The 22,408-nt window shown below is 60.1% G+C and carries 18 protein-coding genes and 4 pseudogenes; 7 read left to right on the plus strand and 15 right to left on the minus strand.

The annotated features are described in order from the left end of the window. Window positions 1-861: 861 nt before the first annotated feature. Window positions 862-3,642, plus strand: a complete 2,781-nt coding sequence (locus HDG39_RS28370; RefSeq protein ID WP_184010684.1) for a winged helix-turn-helix domain-containing protein — start codon at window positions 862-864, stop codon at window positions 3,640-3,642. A gap of 35 nt (window positions 3,643-3,677) precedes the next feature. Here the strand turns inward: HDG39_RS28370 and HDG39_RS35940 are convergent. Then, window positions 3,678-3,888, minus strand: a pseudogene (locus HDG39_RS35940) (hypothetical protein); the annotation flags it as partial. Between HDG39_RS35940 and HDG39_RS35300 the strand changes: the two are divergent. The 3 genes and pseudogenes from HDG39_RS35300 to HDG39_RS28385 all read left to right on the plus strand — a co-directional run. Further along, window positions 3,885-4,040, plus strand: a pseudogene (locus HDG39_RS35300) (IS30 family transposase); the annotation flags it as partial. The pseudogenes HDG39_RS35940 and HDG39_RS35300 sit on opposite strands and share 4 nt — an antisense overlap. Before the next feature lie 106 nt (window positions 4,041-4,146). Next, a pseudogene (locus HDG39_RS28380) lies at window positions 4,147-4,680 on the plus strand (hypothetical protein). Window positions 4,681-4,862: 182 nt separating this feature from the next. Next, a complete protein-coding gene (locus HDG39_RS28385) occupies window positions 4,863-6,860 on the plus strand; it encodes a PhoX family protein (protein ID WP_184010686.1) in 1,998 nt (665 codons plus the stop codon). A 479-nt stretch (window positions 6,861-7,339) separates the two neighbouring features. Here HDG39_RS28385 and HDG39_RS28390 read toward each other — a convergent pair. Continuing rightward, window positions 7,340-8,420: pseudogene (locus HDG39_RS28390) on the minus strand (tyrosine-type recombinase/integrase). A 342-nt stretch (window positions 8,421-8,762) separates the two neighbouring features. Here HDG39_RS28390 and HDG39_RS28395 point away from each other — a divergent pair. The 3 genes from HDG39_RS28395 (at window position 8,763) to HDG39_RS28405 (ending at window position 10,230) form a co-directional block, all read left to right on the plus strand. After that, window positions 8,763-8,972, plus strand: coding sequence for a hypothetical protein (locus HDG39_RS28395; protein WP_184010688.1), 210 nt, complete (start codon window positions 8,763-8,765; stop codon window positions 8,970-8,972). Next, window positions 8,962-9,444, plus strand: coding sequence for an IS21 family transposase (locus tag HDG39_RS28400; protein ID WP_184010690.1), 483 nt, complete (start codon window positions 8,962-8,964; stop codon window positions 9,442-9,444). The genes HDG39_RS28395 and HDG39_RS28400 overlap by 11 nt, the downstream gene beginning before the upstream one ends. 129 nt (window positions 9,445-9,573) lie before the next feature. Beyond that, on the plus strand, window positions 9,574-10,230 hold the full coding sequence (locus HDG39_RS28405) for a hypothetical protein (RefSeq protein ID WP_184010699.1): 657 nt from the start codon (window positions 9,574-9,576) through the stop codon (window positions 10,228-10,230). A gap of 18 nt (window positions 10,231-10,248) precedes the next feature. On the opposite strand, the gene HDG39_RS28410 is transcribed toward HDG39_RS28405, so the two are convergent. From HDG39_RS28410 to HDG39_RS28470, 13 genes are read right to left on the minus strand one after another with little or no spacing between them, the layout of a single operon-like run. Further along, window positions 10,249-11,328, minus strand: a complete 1,080-nt coding sequence (locus HDG39_RS28410) for a phage late control D family protein (protein WP_311667572.1) — start codon at window positions 11,326-11,328, stop codon at window positions 10,249-10,251. A gap of 2 nt (window positions 11,329-11,330) precedes the next feature. Next, entirely contained in the window at window positions 11,331-11,834 is a 504-nt protein-coding gene (locus tag HDG39_RS28415; RefSeq protein WP_184010701.1) for a phage tail protein, read from the minus strand. Window positions 11,835-11,840: 6 nt separating this feature from the next. Beyond that, window positions 11,841-14,501 (minus strand): phage tail tape measure protein, encoded by a 2,661-nt coding sequence (locus tag HDG39_RS28420; RefSeq protein WP_184010703.1) that lies wholly within the window; start codon window positions 14,499-14,501, stop codon window positions 11,841-11,843. Beyond that, window positions 14,498-14,644, minus strand: a complete 147-nt coding sequence (locus tag HDG39_RS28425) for a GpE family phage tail protein (RefSeq protein WP_184010705.1) — start codon at window positions 14,642-14,644, stop codon at window positions 14,498-14,500. Before HDG39_RS28425 ends, HDG39_RS28420 begins: the two co-directional genes overlap by 4 nt. A gap of 11 nt (window positions 14,645-14,655) precedes the next feature. Further along, entirely contained in the window at window positions 14,656-15,111 is a 456-nt protein-coding gene (locus tag HDG39_RS35710) for a phage tail assembly protein (RefSeq protein WP_311667575.1), read from the minus strand. 20 nt (window positions 15,112-15,131) lie between these two features. Next, window positions 15,132-15,641 (minus strand): phage major tail tube protein, encoded by a 510-nt coding sequence (locus HDG39_RS28435; protein ID WP_184010707.1) that lies wholly within the window; start codon window positions 15,639-15,641, stop codon window positions 15,132-15,134. Window positions 15,642-15,695: 54 nt separating this feature from the next. Further along, window positions 15,696-16,886 carry a phage tail sheath subtilisin-like domain-containing protein gene (locus HDG39_RS28440; RefSeq protein ID WP_184010709.1) on the minus strand — a complete coding sequence of 397 codons (1,191 nt, stop codon included), beginning with the start codon at window positions 16,884-16,886 and terminating at the stop codon, window positions 15,696-15,698. Between the two features lie 53 nt (window positions 16,887-16,939). Beyond that, on the minus strand, window positions 16,940-17,662 hold the full coding sequence (locus HDG39_RS28445; RefSeq protein ID WP_184010710.1) for a tail fiber assembly protein: 723 nt from the start codon (window positions 17,660-17,662) through the stop codon (window positions 16,940-16,942). A gap of 11 nt (window positions 17,663-17,673) precedes the next feature. Next, entirely contained in the window at window positions 17,674-19,764 is a 2,091-nt protein-coding gene (locus tag HDG39_RS28450) for a phage tail protein (RefSeq protein ID WP_184010712.1), read from the minus strand. A 9-nt stretch (window positions 19,765-19,773) separates the two neighbouring features. Then, on the minus strand, window positions 19,774-20,316 hold the full coding sequence (locus HDG39_RS28455; RefSeq protein ID WP_184010715.1) for a phage tail protein I: 543 nt from the start codon (window positions 20,314-20,316) through the stop codon (window positions 19,774-19,776). Further along, entirely contained in the window at window positions 20,306-21,223 is a 918-nt protein-coding gene (locus HDG39_RS28460; RefSeq protein WP_184010717.1) for a baseplate assembly protein, read from the minus strand. The genes HDG39_RS28455 and HDG39_RS28460 overlap by 11 nt, the downstream gene beginning before the upstream one ends. Beyond that, window positions 21,220-21,591, minus strand: a complete 372-nt coding sequence (locus HDG39_RS28465) for a GPW/gp25 family protein (protein ID WP_184010719.1) — start codon at window positions 21,589-21,591, stop codon at window positions 21,220-21,222. The genes HDG39_RS28460 and HDG39_RS28465 overlap by 4 nt, the downstream gene beginning before the upstream one ends. Next, entirely contained in the window at window positions 21,588-22,322 is a 735-nt protein-coding gene (locus HDG39_RS28470; protein ID WP_311667581.1) for a phage baseplate assembly protein V, read from the minus strand. Before HDG39_RS28470 ends, HDG39_RS28465 begins: the two co-directional genes overlap by 4 nt. Between the last annotated feature and the right edge of the window lie 86 nt (window positions 22,323-22,408).

Genomic DNA, 22,408 nt, shown 5'->3' on the forward strand with positions numbered 1-22,408 from the left:
GCTCATCCGTCACGACGTCCGTGCAAGGTTCCTTCAGTGCGAGAGCAAAGACGGCATTCTGCTCAATGCGTCGCGGTTCCCAGCAAAGTGTCTGGACTGCTGAATAAAGCGCGTCGCGTCGCGCACAAAGAAGAATGCCGGAGGATAACTGCTTCCACACATATGCGGACACAGGTGGGCAGCGGCTTGGCCATGCCAATGGCACAGCGCTTCCGATACGCGTATGAGAGACTATCGTCAGCATCAGCTACTTTTCAATATCTGACATTCAATTTATACGTGTGCCAAACGATATGCGGCATCAGCAATGCATACCGTCAGATGCCGCTCAAGTGATTTCAACGCTAGCAAGGAATGGTTCTAGAGACTGGAGCGCTCATGGTCCAGTCATATCGTGCGTGCAGTCGAATCATGAGTAGGTGGCGAGGCGTTTGATGCAGGCCCGAAGGTATCAGAAGGCCAATAGCTCGATGTGAATTTTTTAAAAGTCGACGTCATTCGCGATTACTCTGCTTCCATTTCCCGATCCACTTCTGTTGCCCGCTTCCGTTGCGATTGGCGCCGCCACTTCGTTGCTGCCTGCGCCAGCGGCGCCATCACGGGGCCGTCACTTGCACTTGGGTGCTGTCGTAATTTTCCATGCACGTGGGCACGGTGACCTTCGTCGTCAGACGCGATGTCGCGCCGTAGCAACTTCGCGAATCGTTTCTACGATTTACGCGGATTGGGTGTTTCTGGATATTAAGATAGCGAGCAATTCGTGTTGAGTACTAAAGCAATTCAACGTATACATAAAACGTCCCCCGTACAGACAACGGAGACGTCCTTTTGGGCGGTGGTTCGGCGGGGTGGGGAATAGTCATGGAAGCCTCTTCAAACAGTTCCGATCGCGAGTGGAGCGTGTCATTGATCCAGACCAAAATGATCGCGCCGCGTATTCCGTCTGGCTGCGTGCAACGACCCGTGTTGCTTAAGTGGTTGCATAAGCGGCCGGTTCGCAGCATCACCGTCGTGACCGCCCCGGCGGGGTTCGGCAAGACGACATTGCTTGCTGGTTGGTGTGAAGCGCTGTCGCAGCGAAAGCATGTTGTTGCATGGCTCAGCCTCGACGCAGAAGACGATGATCCGCAGCAGTTCTGCGCTTACCTGGTGGCCGCATTCGCCAGGGCCTCGGCGGAAATTGCCTCGCAAGCGCAACAGATCCTTGATCACGATCCGCTGACTCCTATCAGAACGGTCATTTCAATACTCCTGAACGGGATCGCTGCATCCGGCAGGCGCGTTTTTCTCGTGCTGGATGACGCCGACCGTCTGACCGCGAAACCAGTTCTTGCGATTACTTCCCGTCTGCTTCGCTATGCCCCCGAGAACATGCATGTCCTGCTCGGGGTGCGAGGTGAACCGGCCTTGATGGTTGGTCAGTTTCGAGCTCCAGAGGAACTAGTACGTATTGATGTCGACGATCTCCGTTTTTCGATCGCCGATGCGCAGGCATTTTTTGACCGGACAGGCACCGTGCCGCTTGACCGGACCAGTGTTGAGTTGCTGAACGAGGCAACGGAGGGGTGGGTCGCTGGCTTGCAACTTGCTGCTCTTGCGCTACGCGATGTGGGCGATGCGGCCAAGGTCGCCGGTGCCCTGGTCGGAGTCAGTTCCGGAATCGATTCGTACCTGAACGATACCGTGCTCGCACATCTGCCGCTTCATATGCTGAAGTTTCTGCTGTACACGTCGATTCTTGAACGACTCGCCCCTGAGTTGTGCGATGCCATCATGGGCAAGGGAAGTGGAAGCGGGGGCCAGCTCGACTGGCTCGAGCGGCACAGCGTGTTCATCCGGCCGCTGGATGAAACACGGCACTGGTACCGCTATCATGCGCTTCTGTCCGACGCACTTCGTCGGCGCCTTCTTCGCCAGATGCCGCAACACGTCCCGTTGCTGCACCGTCGTGCGTCCCAATGGTTTGCAGGAGTACGTCTTTGGCCCGAGGCAGTCAGACATGCCTTGGCTGCAGGCGAACTCGAGCAGGCGGCACAGTGGGTTGAAAACTGTGCGACGGAGATGCTCGAGCGCGGGGAGTTGAACACGTTGCTAGGTTGGATCGGGAAACTGCCACCGGATGTCATCCAGAGACGGCTTCGTTTGCGCCTGACGAAAGCATGGGCGCTCGTGTTCTCGATTCAGCCGGACGCCGCCTCGAGGGAGGTTGCTGCTGTTACCAACGAATTCTTTCGGGGGCGTCGCAAGGATACCAGCATGGTAGAGGAAGCGGCATTGGCGGAGATCAACGCGGTCAGCGCACTGATCGCCACCATGGTGGAGGAAAGCGAGCGGGCGCTCGAACTAGGGCGTGCTGCTCAAGCCTCAATGGCGCCTACAGCGCCGTGGGTGCAGCGCTGTGCGCAATTCGCGCAGCTCTTCGGCTTGATGCACATGGGCAGGTTCGACCAGATACGTGAAATACGCGACGCCGTCGGCGAGCGAGTTGAACAGGGTCAGGAGCCCGACTACTCGGATATGTTTCGACGCTCGTCGTTCGGTGTTGCTGCATTTATGCATGGCGAGCTGTCTGAATCAAGGCGAATTTTTGAGGCGATGTTCCACCGCATCGAAAAAGCATGGGGCCACTCGTCATCCTGCGCAACCTGGGCGGCCAGTTGCCTTGCTGCGATCTACTATGAGTGCAACGAACTGCCTGAAGCGCGGAGGATGATCGCGGGCCGCACGACCGCTGCACTGGAAACCTCGCCGCTAACTGGTTTGATGCGCCATATACTGTCTGCAGCACGCTTGCTGTGGCGCGACGGGGAGATGGGTTCGGCGCTGGCTATTGTCGAAGACGGTCGACAGGCTGCCGTAACCCGACACTGGCTACGTCTGAAGTTGGCGTTGGATGCCGAAACGGTAAGATTGCTCCTTGTAGAAGGCAACGTTGCTCAAGCGAGGCAGATCGCCGACGAGCTGAGTAAGAGCGTGCCAATGATGTGCGAAGGGCGGACTGGGTGCGCGGTAGACACCTGGACAAGCTATTGTCTCCTGCAGGCTCGCGTACTGATCGCCGGGGATCGTGCAGATGAAGCCGTCACGCTTCTCACACCGTTGCTTGATACTCTGGCTGCTACGGGCAGGCGCTATTCGGAGGCTGTGGTTTTCTTGCTGTTCTCATGCGCGCTCGCGCAATGCGGAGCGTCCGAAAAGGCGCTTGATGCGCTCGAACGAGCGCTACGGCTCGGAAGGCAGAGCGGCATGATTAACAGCTTCGTGGATGAGGGGCCACCCGTGCGCGCGTTGCTACAGCAATTTCGCTTGGCTTCAGCGAATGTTCCTACGGCAGAAACGGCGTATGTCGACAGGCTGCTTACAGCTTTTGATGCCTTCGGCAATTCACCGGCTGCGTCGCCCGCGCATGTTGAGGCCGTGCCGCTGTCACCGGATGTTCTTAGTGCGAGGGAGTTTGAGGTACTCGAGTGCGTTGCCCGCGGTCTTTCGAACAAGGAAATCGGCCGGTCGTTGAAACTGGCACCCGAGACGGTCAAGTGGCATTTGAAAAATATCTTCGAAAAGCTCGACGTAAATTCGCGAATTGACGCCGTACAGAGAGTTTTTGGACCTGGGGTAGGAAAGGGCCGCGCGGCCATGTAGTGACGAGCCATATGCAATAGCCCTCACCAGATTCAGCGGGACATCCCCAGATCGCCCGGACTTTTTGCTCAGAATCACAAGCGCAGCCGCTTCCGCCAGCGCCTTCTCCTTGCGCTGCAATTCCTTCTCAAGCTGCTGGATGCGCTTCTTGCCATCTTTCGACTGATGACGCTGCTCGCGCGCCTGCTCGGCAGCATTCGCGTTGGCCGCCTGGCAAGCAGCCCGCCACGCCGCAATCTGTTGGTACGGATCTGTCCGTGTGCAGCCAGGATGAACTTGACGCCATCGCTGACAGCATGAATAGCAGGCTACGTGCTACGCACGCATTTCACTCGCCTCTGGAGGTCTTCGCACGCATGCTCGAAGCCGCTTCACTGCCTCCGCCTGCGTTTCATTAACCCCGTTGCGCTTCACCCTTGAAACCGCCCAACAGAACCGGTCCGCCGGACGTAAAGCGCAAAAGCTATTCGCGCTGGGCTTCGTGTCGACGCCAAACGTGCAGCGTTGCATACACCCCTTCCATCGTCCGACACCGCTGCTGATTCCACGACGGAAGGCTCGTCCGGATTAGGCGAAGCCGTGCACGAAGCACGTCTGTGGCTGGCGCGACGACGGCTGGACCGCGCGTCATCAAGAACGAAGACGACGAAGGCTGGGCCGTCTAAATGATCAAGGACGGCGAAGCGGAACCGGCGCTCGTCGGGCCGTGGACGATGGGCCGCAACAAGAAGGATCCGAAACCCCTCGACACGTCGGCGTTCAACACGCTGGTGAAGACCGCCTCAGAAGTCCTGTGCCGCCATGAGCAGCAACGGCGTGCGCAACTCCATAAAGAAGTGCGGGTGGCGAGCGCGGACCGTAACGACGAACTCGACATCACGCTGGACATTGTTCCGGACGACATCGAACCGTACGCGCTGCTGACCGCGCTCGACACCTTCGGCGAGCAGTTGGCGCAAGTGCAGGGCGCGCCCAGCGTCAAGCTCAGCAAGGCGAGCTGTGGCCTGGGTCGAAAACGAATTTCGCCGCCCGGGCTAGAGGCGGGGCAGGCCGGCTGACCAGGCTGATTCAAAAATTACTAAAGCCTGTCAATATACTTTCATATTAACTTCATAGAATCCACGCGTCATAGCGGCGCGAGCGTGAACCATGTGGTTTGGGGCTGACTGCGTGCCGGCTGTGCATTCACCCACGCTACCCGAACCCTGGATCACGACAACATGGCAGAGCCGTTCGACATTTCCCGCCGCAAGGCCCTGAAACTACTTGCCGGTGCGCCGATGCTGCCGCTAGGCGGCATCGCCACGGCGTCGATGCTGACCGCTTGCGGCGGCGATCTGGCGACTCCGTCGGCCAATTCCGCCGAGCCTACTACGCCTGCCACCCCGGTCGCGAACTTCACTTCGGCGTCTTTCACCAACATGCCGCCGCCGTCGCTCGCCAATCCGTCGCTGATGGCAACCACCACGGTCGGCTCAGGCCTGACGGTTTCGTATTCCGACGGCTCCCAAAAGGCTTACAAACTCGCGTACCAGCCGTTCTTCATGACCGGCGATCTGGTCCCGGACGGCAACGGCGGCACCGTGCTGGCAGGCGGGTACTTCGACATCAACAACCAGCCGATCGATGACGATTCGGTGCCCGCGCAACGGCGCCAGTTCTTTTCGGACTCGCCGGACGGTACGTCGCTGCTGAAGATCGATGGCGCGAAGGTCGCCGGCGTAAAGGGCAACACGGTGTTCGCTGTCGTCCAGTTCGAATACACGACGCGCTCGCAGTCCGGCACTGACATGTATGGCCGCCTCCCGTCGCCGATCGCGGTGCTGACGCTTGATCAGGATCCGGCCACCGGCAAGTTGACGCTCGTCAAGTATCACAACGTCGACACGTCGCCCGCGAATGGACTGTGGATCACCTGCGGCGCGAGCCTGTCGCCGTGGAACACGCATCTGTCGAGCGAGGAATACGAGCCGGATGCGTTCACGGCCAGCTCGAGCAATCTGGCGCAGTACAAGGCGTTCAACGATAACCTGTACGGCAACACGAACATTGCTTTCAACCCGTATCTCTATGGTCATCTGCCGGAAATCACGGTCAAGGCGGATGGCACCGGCTCGGTCAGAAAGCACTATTGCCTCGGGCGCATTTCGCACGAACTGGTGCAGGTGATGCCGGACAACCGCACGGTCCTGATGGGCGACGACGCGACCAACAGCGGCCTCTTCATGTTCGTGGCGGACAACGAGAAGGACCTGTCGGCCGGCACGTTGTATGTGGCGAAAGTGGGCGCGGGCTTCTCGGTCGATCCGGCCGCGGCGGGCGCGGACCTGACGTGGATCAGGCTCGGTCACGCGACGAGCGCGGAAGTCGAGGCCATGGCGAAGTCGAATCGGCCGCAGGACGTCATCGACGTCAAGTGGACCGATCCTGCCGACGCTAACTACCGGAAGATCTTCGCCGGCGGCACCGCGCAGTGGGTCAGGATCATGCCGGGCAAGGAGAAGGTTGCGGCTTTCCTCGAAACCCATCGCTACGCTTACCTGGCGGGCGGCAGCATGGGCTTCACGAAGATGGAAGGGACGACGGTCAACATCAAGGACAAGATCGCGTACTCCGCTTTGCAGAACATCGTCGACTCGATGGTGAAGGGCAACGCGAAGGGCTGGAACGCGGAGAGCAACATTTCCGTCGACGCCGCGATCAACGCCGGCGGCGTGCTTCAGCACAAGCTCGCGGGCGGTCAGAAGGATAACCAGGGTGGCGCGATCAACAGCGAGTGGGTGCCGGTGCACACCAGCGCGCTGCTGGTCGGCAAGGACATCGCCGCCGACGCGCTCGGCAACAAGGCCGACCCGGAGTTGGTCGCCAACCCGGACAACCTGAAATTCTCGGAGAAGCTGCGAACGCTCTTTATCGGCGAGGACAGCGGCTACCACGTGAACAATTTCCTGTGGGCGTACAACGTCGACACGAAGCAGCTCACGCGTCTGCTGTCGACACCCGCCGGCGCCGAATCGACCGGTCTGCATGCGGTCGACGAACTCAACGGCTGGACCTACATCATGAGCAACTTCCAGCATGCCGGCGACTGGGGCAGCCAGCATACGCCGGCGCTCAGGGACACGCTCGATCCGCTTGTGCGCGCGAATTACAGGGATCGCTTCGGCGCGTCGGTCGGCTATCTGACAGCAGACCCGACATCGATCAAGCTGGTGTGACGGCAAGGCTCGCAGAGATGCTCGCAAGTCTCATTATGGGGAAATTGACGGCGCTTTGATCCGATGCGAAAAGCACGGTTCGCGAGCGCTTCATCGCCCCCTCTCTGGAGGGGTTTTTTTATTGGAGCCGGGAGGCAAAGTTGTGTGTTCGCAAGACACTCTCCGAACTGTGACATAGACATGCATTCAGGCAACTGCGTGGTGATAGTCAGCGACTACGGGGCGGATTGCGGTCGGCTGGCTATACCGTCACCCCCTTCATGCTCCCGGCCTTTCAGCAGGGTCAGGCGCTCCGGAGAAAACAGGTTATAAAATCACTGGAAGCGAAGAAGACGCGGCGGCCCGTACCGTGCAATACCGCGAGCGGCGATCTGCGGTGGGTGGTCGCGCAGCGTCGGCGCGATGCACATGCGGAGTGCGTGGGGCACGCCCTGGTTTTCCCGATCGCAGCGACACGCCACTGACCGCTCAGGCAAGGCCTACCATTCAATGCGGTGCTTTTCCTCTGTCTCCCGATGGCGCTTTTCGTCGGGCGTGTGCAGGTAGATGTTGGTGCTCGTCAGGGACGCGTGGCGCAGGTTGTCGCGCACGGTACGCAGATCGGCGCCGCCGTCGGCCATGTGCGAACCCGCGGTGTGGTGCAACCAGTGTGCGGAGGCCTGTTCGAGCAGATCCGCCTGTGCCGCGAAGCCGTCGCCACGCAGGCGGAGCCGTTCGGCCGCGCCGGCAAAGATCGCCTTCACGATCGTATGCAGCGCGGAGCGGGTAAGCGGCTTCATGGATTTGCCCAGCGCCAGCACGAGCGGGGTGTCCTCATGTCTTGAAGGCAGGGCGGACAGGCCGCGCTCACGCCGGTAGCGCCCAAGTTCCACCATCATTTCCGCCGAGGCGGGCACCAGCCCCTCCTTGTCGCCCTTGCCCAGCACGTCGAGCCACCAGCGCTCGTGGCCGTCGGCATCGCGCCGGCAGAAGAAACTGCCCATCGTGTTGCCGCCGACCTCCGAGATACGGAGGCCGCCGAGATAGAACAGCGTGAACAGCCACCGTGCGCGCAGGTAGCGCTCCCGCTCGCGCGGGGTGTCCTTCGGCAAGCTGTCGATATGGAGCTTCACTTCGTTCCACAGTTCGCGGTCGCGGTAGCGCGTGATGCGTGGCTTTGAGCGGCGGGTGCGCTGCCGGGACAGCGACAGCGGGTTGCCAGCCAGATAGCCGGCTTCGACGAGCCACGCGAACAGCGCGTTGATGATCACCATCGCCTGGTACTGGTTACTCGGCCGGAGCGTATTGTAAAACGGCCGCCAGAGCGGATCATGGCGCGGGTATTTGCGCCCGCCGTCGGCGACCCAGCGCGCGCGGTAGCGGATCTTTGAGGAATTGCCGGAACAGTTGCAGGTCTTCGTGCGTGAGCGACGACAGCGGCTTGCCCAGTTGCACGATCGCCCAGAGCAGCAGCCGTTCAGCCGCCAGTACCATCGTCAGGCGATGCTGGACGACCGCCTCGATGATCTTCACGCGCTCGAGCTCGTGCATGCTGATCGTGACGAATCCACGTCCGTTCATGGCCAGCGCTCCTGAAGAGATACTGGCCGCCAGCCTGAACCCGCAAACACGACATTTCAATTTAGCGGAAACGCGACATCTGAACTTTGGACTAACAGACTTTTCGTTGATAAATTACATTATGTCAAGTCCGGGCTAACAGCTAACCGAAGTCTCAAGCCTTAGAACCATCGATCGCACTATGGCAAGCAAGATGCCGCAAATTCTTCAACCAGCCGATCGAGATGCGCCAGCGAGCGCGCTTTCAATATTAATACTGTTTAACAAATCGATAAATCTGCAATCAGCGGAATAAGATTGAGCGTCAATGCATTTTAGATAAAAAAGGTAAATAAATTCAGAATGGAAATCCGCCGCGCCAAGCCGTGGCAGCGTCGTCGCGCGCCTATCGAGCGCAAAAAAAAGCTATTAGCTAACGAAGCGAAAAGACAAAATAAATTTTATTTAGGCATCGCATATTTCTATAACTTCCCCTACAACAACGGCGAGCAGCAAGCAATATGCCGTGCATCGCCGAATGGACCCCGCTGGAGACGCCATAATGAGCTCTGATGCGGACAATGACAGGCGCGAACAATTCGTTAAGCTAACCGAAGGGTTGACGATTGACCGGGTTGCAGAAGTGCTGCACTGCTGCACGCGCAGTGTGCGGAACTGGCTGGCCGGTCGATCCCCCGTCCCGTGGTGGCGAATCGAATTCCTGCGGATCTGGCGCGCGAACGTCGCCGCCGAACCCGACACACCGCCCCTTCCTGAAGGTTCCGAACTGGCCGACGTTGTGACCGAAGAACAGGAATGCCTCGCATGGGTGAGCATTGTCGCGCCTCATTTCCTTTCGAGCCGTCGCGCCTATGAACTGTATTTGAAAGGCTGGGACGTTGCGGGCAAAATCCGACGCGCGAAGGCGGCCGGCCAATTCTCCGACGTCCTGCGCCGTTGGCGCACCCTGGCAAAAGTCGAAATCCGAAGATGGCGCCACGGCCCGCTTTTCTGTGGCGACGACGCCCCCGTTTCTCCTCGATGAAGCGCTGATCTGCGAGGAACTTCAATTCCCCTTCTCTAGATTAATGAGATAAAACGACGAGGCGCGATGTTAAAATCCCGCGCCTTCGCTTGTAAACCGTTGATTATGTATTTTGAGTAGGGGTTATGCATGAAGAAGATTCTCAAGTGGGTCGGAATCATTTTGGGTGGAGTTTTTTCTCTGGTTATCGTGGTTGGTGTGCTGTTTCCCGTGCAAACCACCACCCGAAATGAGGCTGTCGCCGCCGCGTCTGAAATGCCGCCAGCGCGCGCCGCACAGGACAAATCTCTTTCAAGCGATTTCGCTGCGTCCATGTCCACTGCATCTGAAATGCCGGAATCAGATCACCTTGACGTCACGCCCGTCGAGTATGAGCGTCGGTTCAACGACATTATGCTGAGCATGAATAAGCCGTACCGCATCAAAGTTAAAAGTACCCGTATCGATAGTGCTACAGATGCGCGCGGCTTCAGCATCGCACTGAACGATCATCTGCAAGTCATGGGCAGGGTGGACTCGAAGTCGGGCAAGGTAATGTCCGTGCTGCTAATGGGTGCAAGTGACGGCACAAAACGCTCCGTATCAGATATCGGCTATGCGGCTACTGCCGCGTTAGGCGCAGCAACCCCGAACGGATCGGCCAGTACCATAACCCCCGAAATTGAGGCACTTATTCATGCTCATGTCGCTGAGCCCAATGAGGTTGCGCGGCGGAAGTTTAATGGCGTCAAGCTAATGATGACCATCACAGACGCCAGCGTGATGTTTGCCGCCGAACCGGACTGACTGTCTCGAAATCCTTCGCTAACGGGCTTTTGCGAAGTGCGATCGGTGACGGTTTGTTGTTGGATCGTCAGCCATCTCCATTTCGAGATCGGTCGTAAATCCCCCGCTACTGTCCATCTTCGAGACAACGCGTTTGATCAGCCACGGGATTTCGTCAATCTCCGGTTTCCAGCCCGTCGCCGTGACCGACATTTCCGGGTAAGCATCCGGTCGACCAAGCGCGAGCGAGAGATCGAACGTCGCCTGGCCGCGCTGGGTGCGCGCATATTCGGCCTTCGCGGCCGCCGTCGCTTCCTCGCGCGACGCGTACGTTTCGGGCAGCAACTTCACGTTTTTATTGTTGTCGCCGCCGATGACGACAGATTCCTGCTTTCCCTTTTTCGCGGTATGCCAGCGCGCACGAACCGCCGTATAGCTTTCGCGCTGCGACACGTGATAACGGTGCGAGTCGCCGTCGATACGCGTGATCAGGAGTGTCGGCAACGGCTGGCCGCTCGCGCTCGCGCCGGTGCCGATCGGCATGAACAGCAACCGTCCATCCTTGACGGTCATCACGGCGTCGTAACGTTTCGCGAGCCGGGTCAGGAATGACAGATCGCTTTCGCCGGTCTGATCGATATGGGCGATGGTCGTACTCGCGAGCGTGTCATTAAGCGCCGGTTTCAGACCGTGACGCGCGGCGATCGCCTTGACGATATCGCCGATCGTTTTGCGGTGCCAGCTCGTGTCGCGCCGAACGTGCATTTCGTCGGTCATCGACGCCGAGCGCGCGCTGACCGTTATCCGGTCCGGCGAGCCGCCGTGCTCGACTTCGTCGACGGTGTATGTCCCCTTGTCGACGAGCGCCTCGCCGACCCAGCCGATCGACAGACGCACTTCGACGCCGCGTTTCGGGATCGCCAAATCGCCGCGGGAATCGTCCAACACAAGATTGAGCATGTCGGCTTCATCCTCGCGCGACTGAGTGAGCGAAAGGCTGATCAGATACCTGGCGACCGTGCGTGACAGATCGCGCCCGTCGAGCGTGAGCCGATAATCGGCCTGCGGTTGTGGAATGCCCTGAGCTGCGGCGGCCGGCAGCAAAGAAAGTGTCGACACGCTTACCCCTTCTTTTTCGGCTTCACGTACGCGGGCGCATCCGGGACCGGTGCGGCATCAAGCGAACCGGCCGGCCGTGCGCCGGTTGCCGCAACGCCGCTCGCCGCGGTGGCGCCGGTCAGCGCCAGATCGTCGACGCGATCGAGCGTCAGCGTAAAGTCGATTTTCTGCGCAATCCCGATCACGTCGTGATAGGTCTGCGTTTCGTCAAGTGAGCCGATGGTGAAAACGCCGTGGACGTTGCCTAGCATATCCACGAGCACGTAGCCCGCGCCTGTGTCGGCCATGTCAGTAAGCATGTCGAGCGATGCCGCGGTGCCGAGCTGCCCCGGCGCAATCACGCCGGCGATTGTGATCGAGTCGTCGCCCGGCCCGTTGTACTGGTTTGCATCACGCGCGCCGACGCGCGAGTTTTTCGCATGCTTCCAGTTGCGTTTGCGCTGCAGCTCATGAAACAGCGCCGTGCTTATGCTGAACACGAACTGACCAAGACAGAGCACGACCATTGCGAATTACCCCCTGTCCGAAAAACTCGATCCAGCGCGACGCGCCTTGTCCCGCTCGTGTTGCTCGAGCAAATTGCGGAACCGCGTTTCGAGCGTCGCGAGTGCCGACGAATCCGGCATGCTCGCGCCGGCCGGAAAATTGAAGTGGATCGTATAGGTCGTCGCACCGCCGCCGGCCGGTATTGGCGCCGCGGCGATCGGGCCGCGCCGGTCGAACATGGGTTTGTCGGACGCGAACAGCGCAGCGCCCGCACCAAACGCGTTGACGGCCGTTCCGGCGAGCCTCGCGACAGCGCCGGCCACGCGTGGCCGCTCGCCCTCGATGCCGATCGCCGCGCCCTGTCCGATAAAGCCCCCGAGCAGGCCGAATACGCGGCTGGGGCTATGAATGCCGAGCTTTTCCTTGAACCACGAGACCGTCGAGTCTGCGACATTCATCACGGCCTGTTTGACTGTTGCCAGCCCGGTCGTCATGCCGTTGACAAGTCCCGCCATCATGTTCAGACCGAAGTCCGAAAACTTCGCCGGCAGCTCGACGCCAAACCACGACATGACGGCGCGGAAAACGGTATAGAACGCGCCGAGCGGCGACCAGTCGAGCACCAGTCTCGTTACACCCTCAATGCCGCCGCCGAACGCTTCCTTGATTTGCGCCCATCGGGACCGAAAAAACGCCGAAATCGGCTCCCAATAGCGGTAAATGAGGTATGCGGTCAACGCGACCGCCGCGGCGATTCCGAGCACGATCCATGTGATCGGCGACATCAGTAGCGCCCGTCCAGCGGTGAATACGGCGGAGCCGAACGCCTTGAAGCCGCCGCCCATGACGTCCAGCATACGTGCTGTGACTGAGCCTTTGGCGCCAAGCATTTCAATGCCGTAGTGCGTCAGCGCAAGCGGACCGATCATCGACGCGAGACCGAGCGTTATCGTGCCACCGGCGCCGATCAGCAGGCCGAGCCCAGCGAGCCCTACCACCAGCGCCTTTGTCACCGTCTGGTGCCGTTCCGTAAAGCCGGTCACGCGGTCGATCAACGACGCGGTCAAACCGAGCGCGCGGTTGTACATCGGCAAAATCTTTTCCCCGAGCTCCTTTTCGAGCGTCGCCTTTTTCGCGAGCGCATCCATTTCGCCGCCGTACGCGGTGCCCATCCCTTCGCGATACAACGCGTCGACGCCGAACGCTTTTGGCGCACTCTCGCGGTGCTTCAGAATGTTCGCGCGCTCGAGATACAGCGACGAAAACAGATCGCCGCCCTTGCGCGACGAAAATAGCTGGCTGATCTTCCCGATGACCTGCTGATCGTTCAGCTTGCCAGTCGGATTTATTTTCGGAATAACGACTTTCATCAGGTATTCAAACGGGTCGGTCTTGTACAGATCGACCTGTTTGAGCGCGTCGCCCATGATCTTCGTAACGTGTCCGGTTTTCCCGTACTTGACCGACTTTTCATCGATCAGACCCATCTTTACCAAGTCCTCGCCGGACTGCTGCGTCGTGCGTCCCTGCGCCCAATTCGTGTACGCACTCATGAGCCCCGTACCCGCGCGAAAGCCGCCCATTTCCTGCATCGTGTGCAACAGACCAAAATAAAAGGCGTTGTCGCCGAGCTGCTTTGCCGCTACGCCGCCCGTCTTGATCGCATTCAGGAAATCTTCAGGCTTCACGGTGCCGCCGGAAGCGACATAGGCTTTGGTGGCGTTGTCGACGGCCTGTTTGAACGCCGCGGGGCTCTTGAGTGAGCCGCGCAATTCCGTCGTCTTAACCAGATCCATCAGCATCTGTTCGGCTTGCTCGCCGTGGCCTTCGCCGTGGCCGCGGCCGGCCATTACTGTTTCGATGCCCACCTTCATCTTCGCGAGAAGTGGCGCCATTTCTTCGGCGTGGTGCATGTCGCGCGTGATCGTGTAGGTTTCTTTCAGGAGCTTCAGGCGGTCGAGCTTGCTTACTCCCTTGACGTCCATCCTGTCAGCGAAACCCACCGCTCCGCTTAGCTCCTTGTTGCTGACACCCAGCGCGCGGAACTGCGACAGCTGTTGCTCATATGCTTTCGCCTGATCGAGAGCACTTCCAATGCCGCCCACCATCCGCCCGCCAGTCGCGCGGGCCGCATATCCGGCGACAGCCATATTCGACGCCAGCGCCTGTCGTTTGCCCAGGCGCTCGCTCGCCGCCTGCATGGTTTGCATACGCTTGCTTTGCTTGCCGAGCGCCGTACTCGTGCGCTCGATACTCGTTCGCAATGCGTTTTCATGATTCGCCAGCGTGCGTGTGCCGCGCCCGGCTTCCTGCATGCGGCTATTCAGTTCGCCCAGGCGGTTGCGCTGCTGTTCCTGTTTTTGCGTGAGCGTCACCACGGAATTCGACGCCCGCCGGAATTCGTTCTGCAAGCGCTTCGTCGGCTCGCTCGTTGCGTTCAGCTTTTCCCGCAGTCCGGCCAGGTTGCCCTGGGCTTCCTTCAGCTTTGACGCCGTCTGTCCCATTTCCGTACGCAGCGCGCGGACTGCGTTCACGGTCTTTTGTTGCTTCTGCAGTCCGGCCAGTTCTTTCCGGGTTTCCGCAATGGCGCGCGACAGTCCCTTGCTGCCCGCCATGACGTTTTTCAGTGGACGCGCGGCGCGATCCACCATGTCGAACACGACGCGCAGCTTCAGATCCTGATTCACTTTTTCTCCGCCCAAGGGTTGCGGGCTATCACATCATTTTCATAACGGGCGCGCGCCCGTTCCCGCCAGTCTGAGAGCTCGTCGACAGACATTGCGCCCATCACGTCAGGCGTCCAGCCGAACACGGTCGCGATGTCTGCCATAGCGTCTTCGACTACGACCGGGATGCCAATTTCTCGCGCTGCGCCTTCGGCAGAAAAAAACCGATGATGACCTCGCCGAACTTGGCGAGATCGGCCGGGTCGAGTCCGTCGACCTCGTGCTTGACCAGAGTCGGCATGGAAATGCGCGGTAGCACGAGCAGCAGCGCATTAACGTCGCCGCTCAACAGATCATCGAGCCGCACGCCGCGCAATTCGCCTGAACTTGGCTTGCGCAATACAACTTGGCCGATGTCAGTATTGCCACGGCGGATCGGCTCGTCGAGCATGATCGCGTTGTCCGGCGTCTGCGCAGCCACGGCGGCCGGCTCGGATTGGCCGATCGTGTACGCACTCATGTCGGTCGCGAATTGACTGGCTTCCTGAGCGCCGAGCACTGCATCGCTATTCTGAAGTGGGCTGTTCACTGAGTTTGCTCCTGTTGCTGAAAGTTGAATAAATGAATGCACGACCCCGCGACCGCGCGCGATCAGATACCGAGAATGCGCCGCACTTCGGCGAGCACGTCCTTACCACCCATCACGGCGATAAAGTTGATCATGTCGATTTCGATCACGTCCTCGCCGTCGATCGTCAGCTTGTAGTACGTGAGAGGCATCGTCGCCTTGACGGTCGTCTTGTCGCCCGGCTTGAATGAGCCGAAATCGAGTTCCTTCTGGCGGCCGTGTACGACGATTTCAACCGCCGACCAGTCGCCGGTATCATCGTTCTGCACGGCGCCGGCGAAGCGCAGCATGATTGCGTCGGCAGTGATCGCGCCGAACTGCGTCAACATATCTTTGTCGATGCCGCCGACCGACCACTCGAATTCCATTGCCTCCATACCCATATCGAGCTGGATTGGTCCGAGCATCCCGGCGCCTCGCCATTCCTCCATTTTCCGCGTCAGCTTCGGCGGGGTGACTTCCTCCGCCTTGCCCCGATACGACACGCCGTTTTGAAACACATTGAAGTGTTTCAGGACCGCTGGCATACCCATGATTTGCACTCCTTTCTGTATCAATGGCTCGGCGCGATCGCGCCGGCCAGTCCGTTAGCCTGCGGCGACCTGTTGGGCAAAATCCATCAGGTATTCGTCCGTTTGGACCTGAATGAGTGTCAGGTTTTCGAGCGGCGGTGTCGGCGTGTAGCGGTATCGCACGGCGAGCTTGCCGTCGATCAGCTCAGCGACGCCGTTGCGGTCAACCGGGAAATCGGCGCCCGCCCCGATCAACTGACCCTGCGCGACCATCGAGCGGAATTTGGCGCGGATCGAAGCGATGATGTCACGCGGCAGCATTGGCACAATCACGCCGTCGATAACCGGCATTTGCGCTTCTGCGATCGTGTCCGCGAGCACTTGCGCGGTGCGCGTGTAGCTTTCGAATTCAAATCGCGGATCGTCCGACGTCGTGCGCGAACCCCAGAATCGGAAGCCATCGCGGCTGACCAGCGTCGTAACCTGATTTTCGTTCAGGAAACCCGCATCGGTCGCCGGGTTTTGCAAATCCCACGAAACGGATTTGCTGATGCCGGTCACCCCATTGACGCTGATATTGGAAATCGTCCGGTTCCAGCCGATCGTCTGATCGATTTTCGCGCGCAGACCGACCGCGTAGGCGACGGCCGGAACCTCGATCGACTCGGACGCCTGATCGTCCCATGCAATGAAATCCGGCCAGATGATCATGATTTCGCGCTGGCCGAACTGTTTGCGGTACAGCGCGGCCGCCTCTTTCGTCTGAACGAGCTCGCCGTCGTCGTCTCGCGCGGCGACATACGCCATTGCGCGCGTTGCCTGTCCGAGCGACGCCAGCGCGTTCGCAACCGGTTGCGTGTCGAGCCACGGCGCAGCAAGAATGCGCGGCTTCACGCTGACAATGCCGGACGCCGCCTCGAGCGCCTTTATGCCGGTACGCGTCCCATCGGGCTTGACCGTGCCAATCACGTTTGACGTTGTTTCGGCCGCGCTTTCGCCTTCCGCGACGCGCACGACAACGGTTTGCGGCCGCGCCTGCAGCGAAATGGCATTGAGCACCTTGTACAGCGTGCCCGACGTGCCAGCCTTGCCGAGCGCGCCTTCCACGTCCGTCAGAAGCACGGGCGTATCAAGCGGAAAAGCATCTTCGTCGGCATCGTCTGCCGTGCAGATGATGCCAATAACGGCGGTCGAAATCGTCGTTATTGGCCGTACGCTATCGGGCGATTCTTCGACGGTTACGCCGTGGTGAAAGTCCTGCGCCATGATGTCGAACTCCTGTCGTCAGAGCGGGCAACCGGCCCGCCGGTGTTGCGGCGTTACGCCGGTTCATTCCTGTTTCGTTTCGCTTTTCGTGAGCGTGTCGTCTGCGACGCGGCTGGTTCCATTGAATCCGCTTCGGGCTCCGGTTCGAAATGTGGCTCCGGTGGAATCTGCGGTTCCGGTTCAGGCTCCGCTTCCGGCGGTGGCGGCGTCCACGGGGCCGGTGTATCGGGCCATTGCACGTCGTCCAGCGACGCCGCGGTTCCGATCGCACTCACCAGCGCCATCTGGTACGCAGACCACGCCTTGAAGTAGTAGACCGCTTCATCATCGAGCAGTCCCGCGGTGAGCGCGTCCGCTTTTCCGGCGTTTTCGCTTTTCGCGCGCTGCATGCGATCTTCGAATTCGGCCATCATCGCCGCGCGCTTTTCCTGCTCGATCAGCTCCGGCGAAACTTCCCACTCACCGTTTATCCACGTATGCCTATCTGACGGCCTCGGATCTTCCGTGAGCCCCAACTCTTCCGGTGTGACGCCTGGCGCTACTATTTCCGTTGGCTCACCGCTATCCGTCCTGTACAGCATGCGCCCACGATAATCAGGCAACAGCGTCCACGCGCCATCCCTGTAAAACGGCCATGTCCTTGCCGTCCTATCAGGCGGTTGATCCGTCGTGCTGAATGCAGGAAATAGCCATCGCCCATCATTGCGCGGATCCGCATCCGCCATGCTGCTGCCGACATAAGCGCCGGTTCCCGAGTCGTACTGATGTACAAGCATTGCTCCCCCTCCTAGTAAGCGCGGATCATCGCCAGAAGCGCGACCGATCGCACGCGCGTTTCTGTGCCGCCGTCCGCGTTGATTGTGACTGCGTGACTGTGAGAACCGTTTGCCGCAACACCTACTGCGTGCGCGTGATTACCATCTGCGTATAGCTGGTGTTGGTGCAAGCCTTCCGGGCTTGTGAGCATCCAGAAGTTGTCATTGTCGTGCTGACTCGAACCTATCTGTGATGATCCATATGTGCCCCACGGAAAACCTGAGTAGTTTTCTCCCCATGGAACTACGTGCTGATGCTGCCCTTCAGCTAAAGTGTAGCCACCATGCGAGTGAAGACCCTGCGCGTCTGTCCAACCCAAATGGTCGTGCGATCCTTCCGCTGCCGTCGATGCTGCGTGCGTGTGCGATCTGTTCTGGCTGTCCTGCCACGATCCGATTGCGCGCCCCGCGTCGATGCCCCGACCATCGTCCCAGCATCGGATTCCTTCTCCGCGCAACTCAGGAATTCGGAACGTGGTGGCGCCGTTGCCAGTGGAAAAGCATCCCCAATTTCCCGCGCCCCACTGACCGTCATCGACGAGCGCACCGCTCGCCTGAGCATAGGCCCACAGGACCGGGTAGTCGGCACGATTGAGCAACGCGCCGTTCGCCTTCAGGTAGCCCGCACGCGCTGCCGTGCGCGGTTCGAATACGATCTGCCCGATCGTCGCCGACGAGATTGCCGAGATTGCCGAATTCAGGAATTCCGTCGTGACAAGTTTTGTTGATACGTCTCCGACCAGGGGAGTCCTCGCCGTGATGTAGCCACTGAACGCACCCGACCCGCTGACCTGCAGTCTGTTCTCACCGTCGTCGACGCCCGTACCAACGATCGCGTTACCCTTGCCCGATAGATACATGCGGCCGACGATTCCGGCTTCCCCGTTGCGAGTAATCCAGCTTAAGGTGCTGCTTCCGTCCGGGTTGATGTGACCGTTGATTTCCGCTGCGGCCTGCCCGGCCAGCGCATCCGACGTGGTTGAGCCCCACCGAAAGAAAATTGAACCGACAGTCCTTTGTACTGCCGGCGGATCCGCAACCAGCACGGTGCTGTTCGCAAACACGAAATGCGGCTGATAGGTGGGATCGTCCCGGGCAATACCCATCCGGTATTCGTTCTGGAAGGTCTTTGCCCCCGTCATAGACACATTCCCATCAAACACCGAATCGCCGGCGACCTGAAGTCTTTTCTTGCCGTCGTCGTCGCGCACGCCGATCAAAACCCGACCGCCGTACGTGATCCTCATTGCGCGGACCTGATTAGCATCGCTTCCTGCGCTATTGGCGACAGAGTTGACATAGAAGTCGAGATATTCCTTACCCCATGTCCCGCCATCGAATCCGCTGCGAATCGACGCGGCAAGCCACGCTCCGGTGTCCGTGCCAGTGCCGAAGGTCGGTCGAAACCGCAATTTCGCTTCCCGGCCAAGCCCACCGCTGGTGCCCCGCAGCTCTAGCTGCGCATCGGTAAGGGTGGGCACCGTATTAATCCGTACGCGACCGCTGAAATCGTCACCCGTGCGTTTGGCGTATAGAGTCCCAGCCGTTTTAGGCGTGAGAACGCTCCGGTCATCCGTGCCCGCATCTACTTCGGCCTGCGTGGCGAGCCGCACCACGCCCAGCACATCAGTTGTCGCCGGCGGGTTCAGAAACATCGTGTCGCCAAGAACGAGCTGCGACGCATCGAACGACGCAAATTTGACGTCGGCCGAAAGCAGCATCTTTGCCTGCGGCGATTTCTCTGTTATCGGAGTGTCCTGCACATACAGGCCGAATAACTCGCCGGTATCAAGATACAGCGCGAACGCGTACATCGTGTACTGATCGCGATCAGTATCGAGCATCGTCACGTGGATCTGATCGGGCGCGACGTTCTGGCCGCCAAACGTGGAAATGCGCTTGTATTCCCCCGGCATGACCGTCATGTCCGGCGCGAATTCGAACGGTTGCACCCCGACGCCGATTTCGACGACTTCCCTTTTGTTCGTGCCCGTGTTGCCCAGCGACACGAACGCGGCGCGGCCGGCATCGGTAATGCGAAACGGAATTCCTGTTTCGTCCATGATTTGCTGTCAATCCGTCAGTGAGAGCCGCCGATATGTCGCGACCTGAGCGCCCGCGATAACCGGTTGCGTTGCGTTTACCGAAAACGCTTGTGTGAACGTGTAGTGCGAGCGCAGAGACTTCGCGCGATCGACCTCGCGCAGAATGTCGGCAATGTAAGCGGCCGATACCGGATTGCCGTCGTGCGCCGCGACGGTCATGTAGAGATCAAACGTGTAAGGCTCGCCCGGCGGCTCCATATCGAACCATTCGCGTATGGCGATATTTCCGCCGAAACTCTGCGCCGCCGCGCGAACCGCCGCGACCGTGCCGGCGCGCATGGCGATCGGAATAGCGGCCTTCACACGAGCACGCCTGATCCGTTCCGGCCAGTCGTTGCTCCACGTCATCACCCCGACTTCCCATGCGAGCCACGGCAACAGATCGAGCGGGATCGTGTCAGGGTTCTTCAGGTCGGCGATCGGAACCGGCAATTCGCCAATGCGCGCGTTGATCGCGGCAATCGCGCGCATCAACGGTGTTGCATTCGGCGGTAATACACTATTCGTCATCGGGGCTTTCCATCGCTACATCGACGTCCGCCGGGTCACACCAGGGCGCCTGTGTCCTCGTTACCGTCACGTCCGCGGCCGGTTCGATGAGCGTTACACGCTCGACGCCTTCGACGTGCAACGCCGCATAAATGCCCGATAACGTGACCTCGCGCCCGAGCCGGTGTGACCGTTCCCGATAGTCGGCCAGGCGATCGAGAGCTTCCTGCAGGACCACGCTCGAATCGGGTCCTGAAAACGGTCTGATCCTCGCGACGACGCTATATCGCACAACTTCAGCGCCCTGCACCTTCACGTGGTCCGTAATCGGTCGCACGTCGTCATCGCTCAACGCCGCGTTCACCGCATCAATGACGCTTTGATCCGGCGTGCCGTCGCCACGCCGTGACAGGATCGTCACGAGCACATCGCCGGGTTCTGGCGACGTTGCTGAGGCGTCGAGCACGTCGCCGTGTGCGTTGCGTGCGTGCGACTGATAGGCAAGTTCCGGCCCGGCGACAGAGAACCCTTGCGGCGCGAGCTGCGTTCGATATCGCAAATCGCCGTCTTTTTCCATCACGGCGGCCGCGCCGGTTTCAGGGTCGGCCGGCTCGATCTCCAGCCGCTCGACGTCAAAGAACGCGGCCAGATGCTCAAGCGTCGTTCCTTCAGCGAACGCCAGCAAGACGCTTCGCGCGGCATCGTTAATTTTCTGGATCAGATAAATCTCGCGATAGACGCTTTCCTGCAGAGCAATCGTTAGCGGTTCGGATTCCAGTTCAAGTGTGGCGGCCACTTCCGCCTGTCGATCTTCCGGCATGAGCGCGATCACGCCGGCCTTGCGTTCCGCCAGAGTTGCCTCGAAATCGATCTGTTCGACAACATCCGGGGCAGGCAGACGAGACAGATCGATCGGCGCCGTACTCATTGATTCCCCTTGACGGCGACCGTCGTGCGGATAGGTACACGCGTTCCGTTCGTCACTTCGTAACCCTTGATCAGCACAGGAAGTCGTCCATCGCGGAATTCGCCGGAGGCCATCGCCGCACTGTCGAAAGTGACCGACTCCAGCACGAGACGCGGCTCCCACGTCATCAGCGCCGTTGCGACCGCCGCATAAATGCGCGCCATGCTTTCGCGGTTGCCGATAGCGTCGACGAGATCAGGCAATTCCGATCCGAACGCGCGACGCTTGACGCGGAGTGCGAGCGGCGTCGTCAGGATGATTCCGACCGATTGCGAAAGATGGGCAGCACCGCTGATGGAGCGGCCGGTGTTGGCGTTCATGCCGATCATGAGCCGCCGCCTGTCGGGATCGGTTTGCTGGTTCGCGCGAATTCGCCCTGAGCGTCGTGCGGGTGATTGACGAGACTAACGCCGCCGGAGTCGAAATCGGGCGCGGACACGGGGCCCGTAAATTCGGCGCTGCCCTTGATCCTGATGACCGATGCGCCGCCCTCGCCGCCCTCGCCCGTTGCGCCAGACAGAAAGGAAAGCGGACCCTCGACAGTCAGCGCGCCCTTGCAGGTGGTCTGCGGTGCGTCGAACGTGATGGATTGCGACGCCTGCACCGTGGCGGTTTTCGTGTTGATCTCGACGGTCGCCGGCGCCGCCATTCTGATAACGCCGCCTTCCGGCAATGCGACCGTCAGCGCGTGGCCTTCTTCGTCGTACGTGATACGCGCGCCGTCGCCAAACTGAAACACGTGCTCGCTGATGCTCGCGGACGGCGCCGGGTTTTCTTCGGAATACAGCGCACCTGTTACGGTCGCTTGTGACAGATCGCCATTCGGGCATGCCACGCGCACCTGTTCACCGATCGTCGGCGCGCTCCATGAACGCATGCTGCCGGCGCGCGCCGCTTCGAACGGAATCCAGTCGGACTCCTGTCCCTGATCGTCGATCGACGGATCGCCGATCGCCACGCGACAGCGCGGCGCCGCTGCATCGGAAACGTCGACGTCGATCACCCGCCCTGTCTGGATCGTGTTCCGCGCCCTGCGCTGCGCTTCGTTTGCCTTGTCCACCGTGATCCCGTGCGAATTTCCTGAATACGCTAATCGTGCCGCGCGCGCACACGCCGGGCGAGTGATCGCGCCGGGACTCGGACTGG

This window comes from Paraburkholderia lebeckiae (assembly GCF_014201005.1).
GTDB classification, from domain to species: Bacteria; Pseudomonadota; Gammaproteobacteria; order Burkholderiales; family Burkholderiaceae; genus Paraburkholderia; species Paraburkholderia tuberum.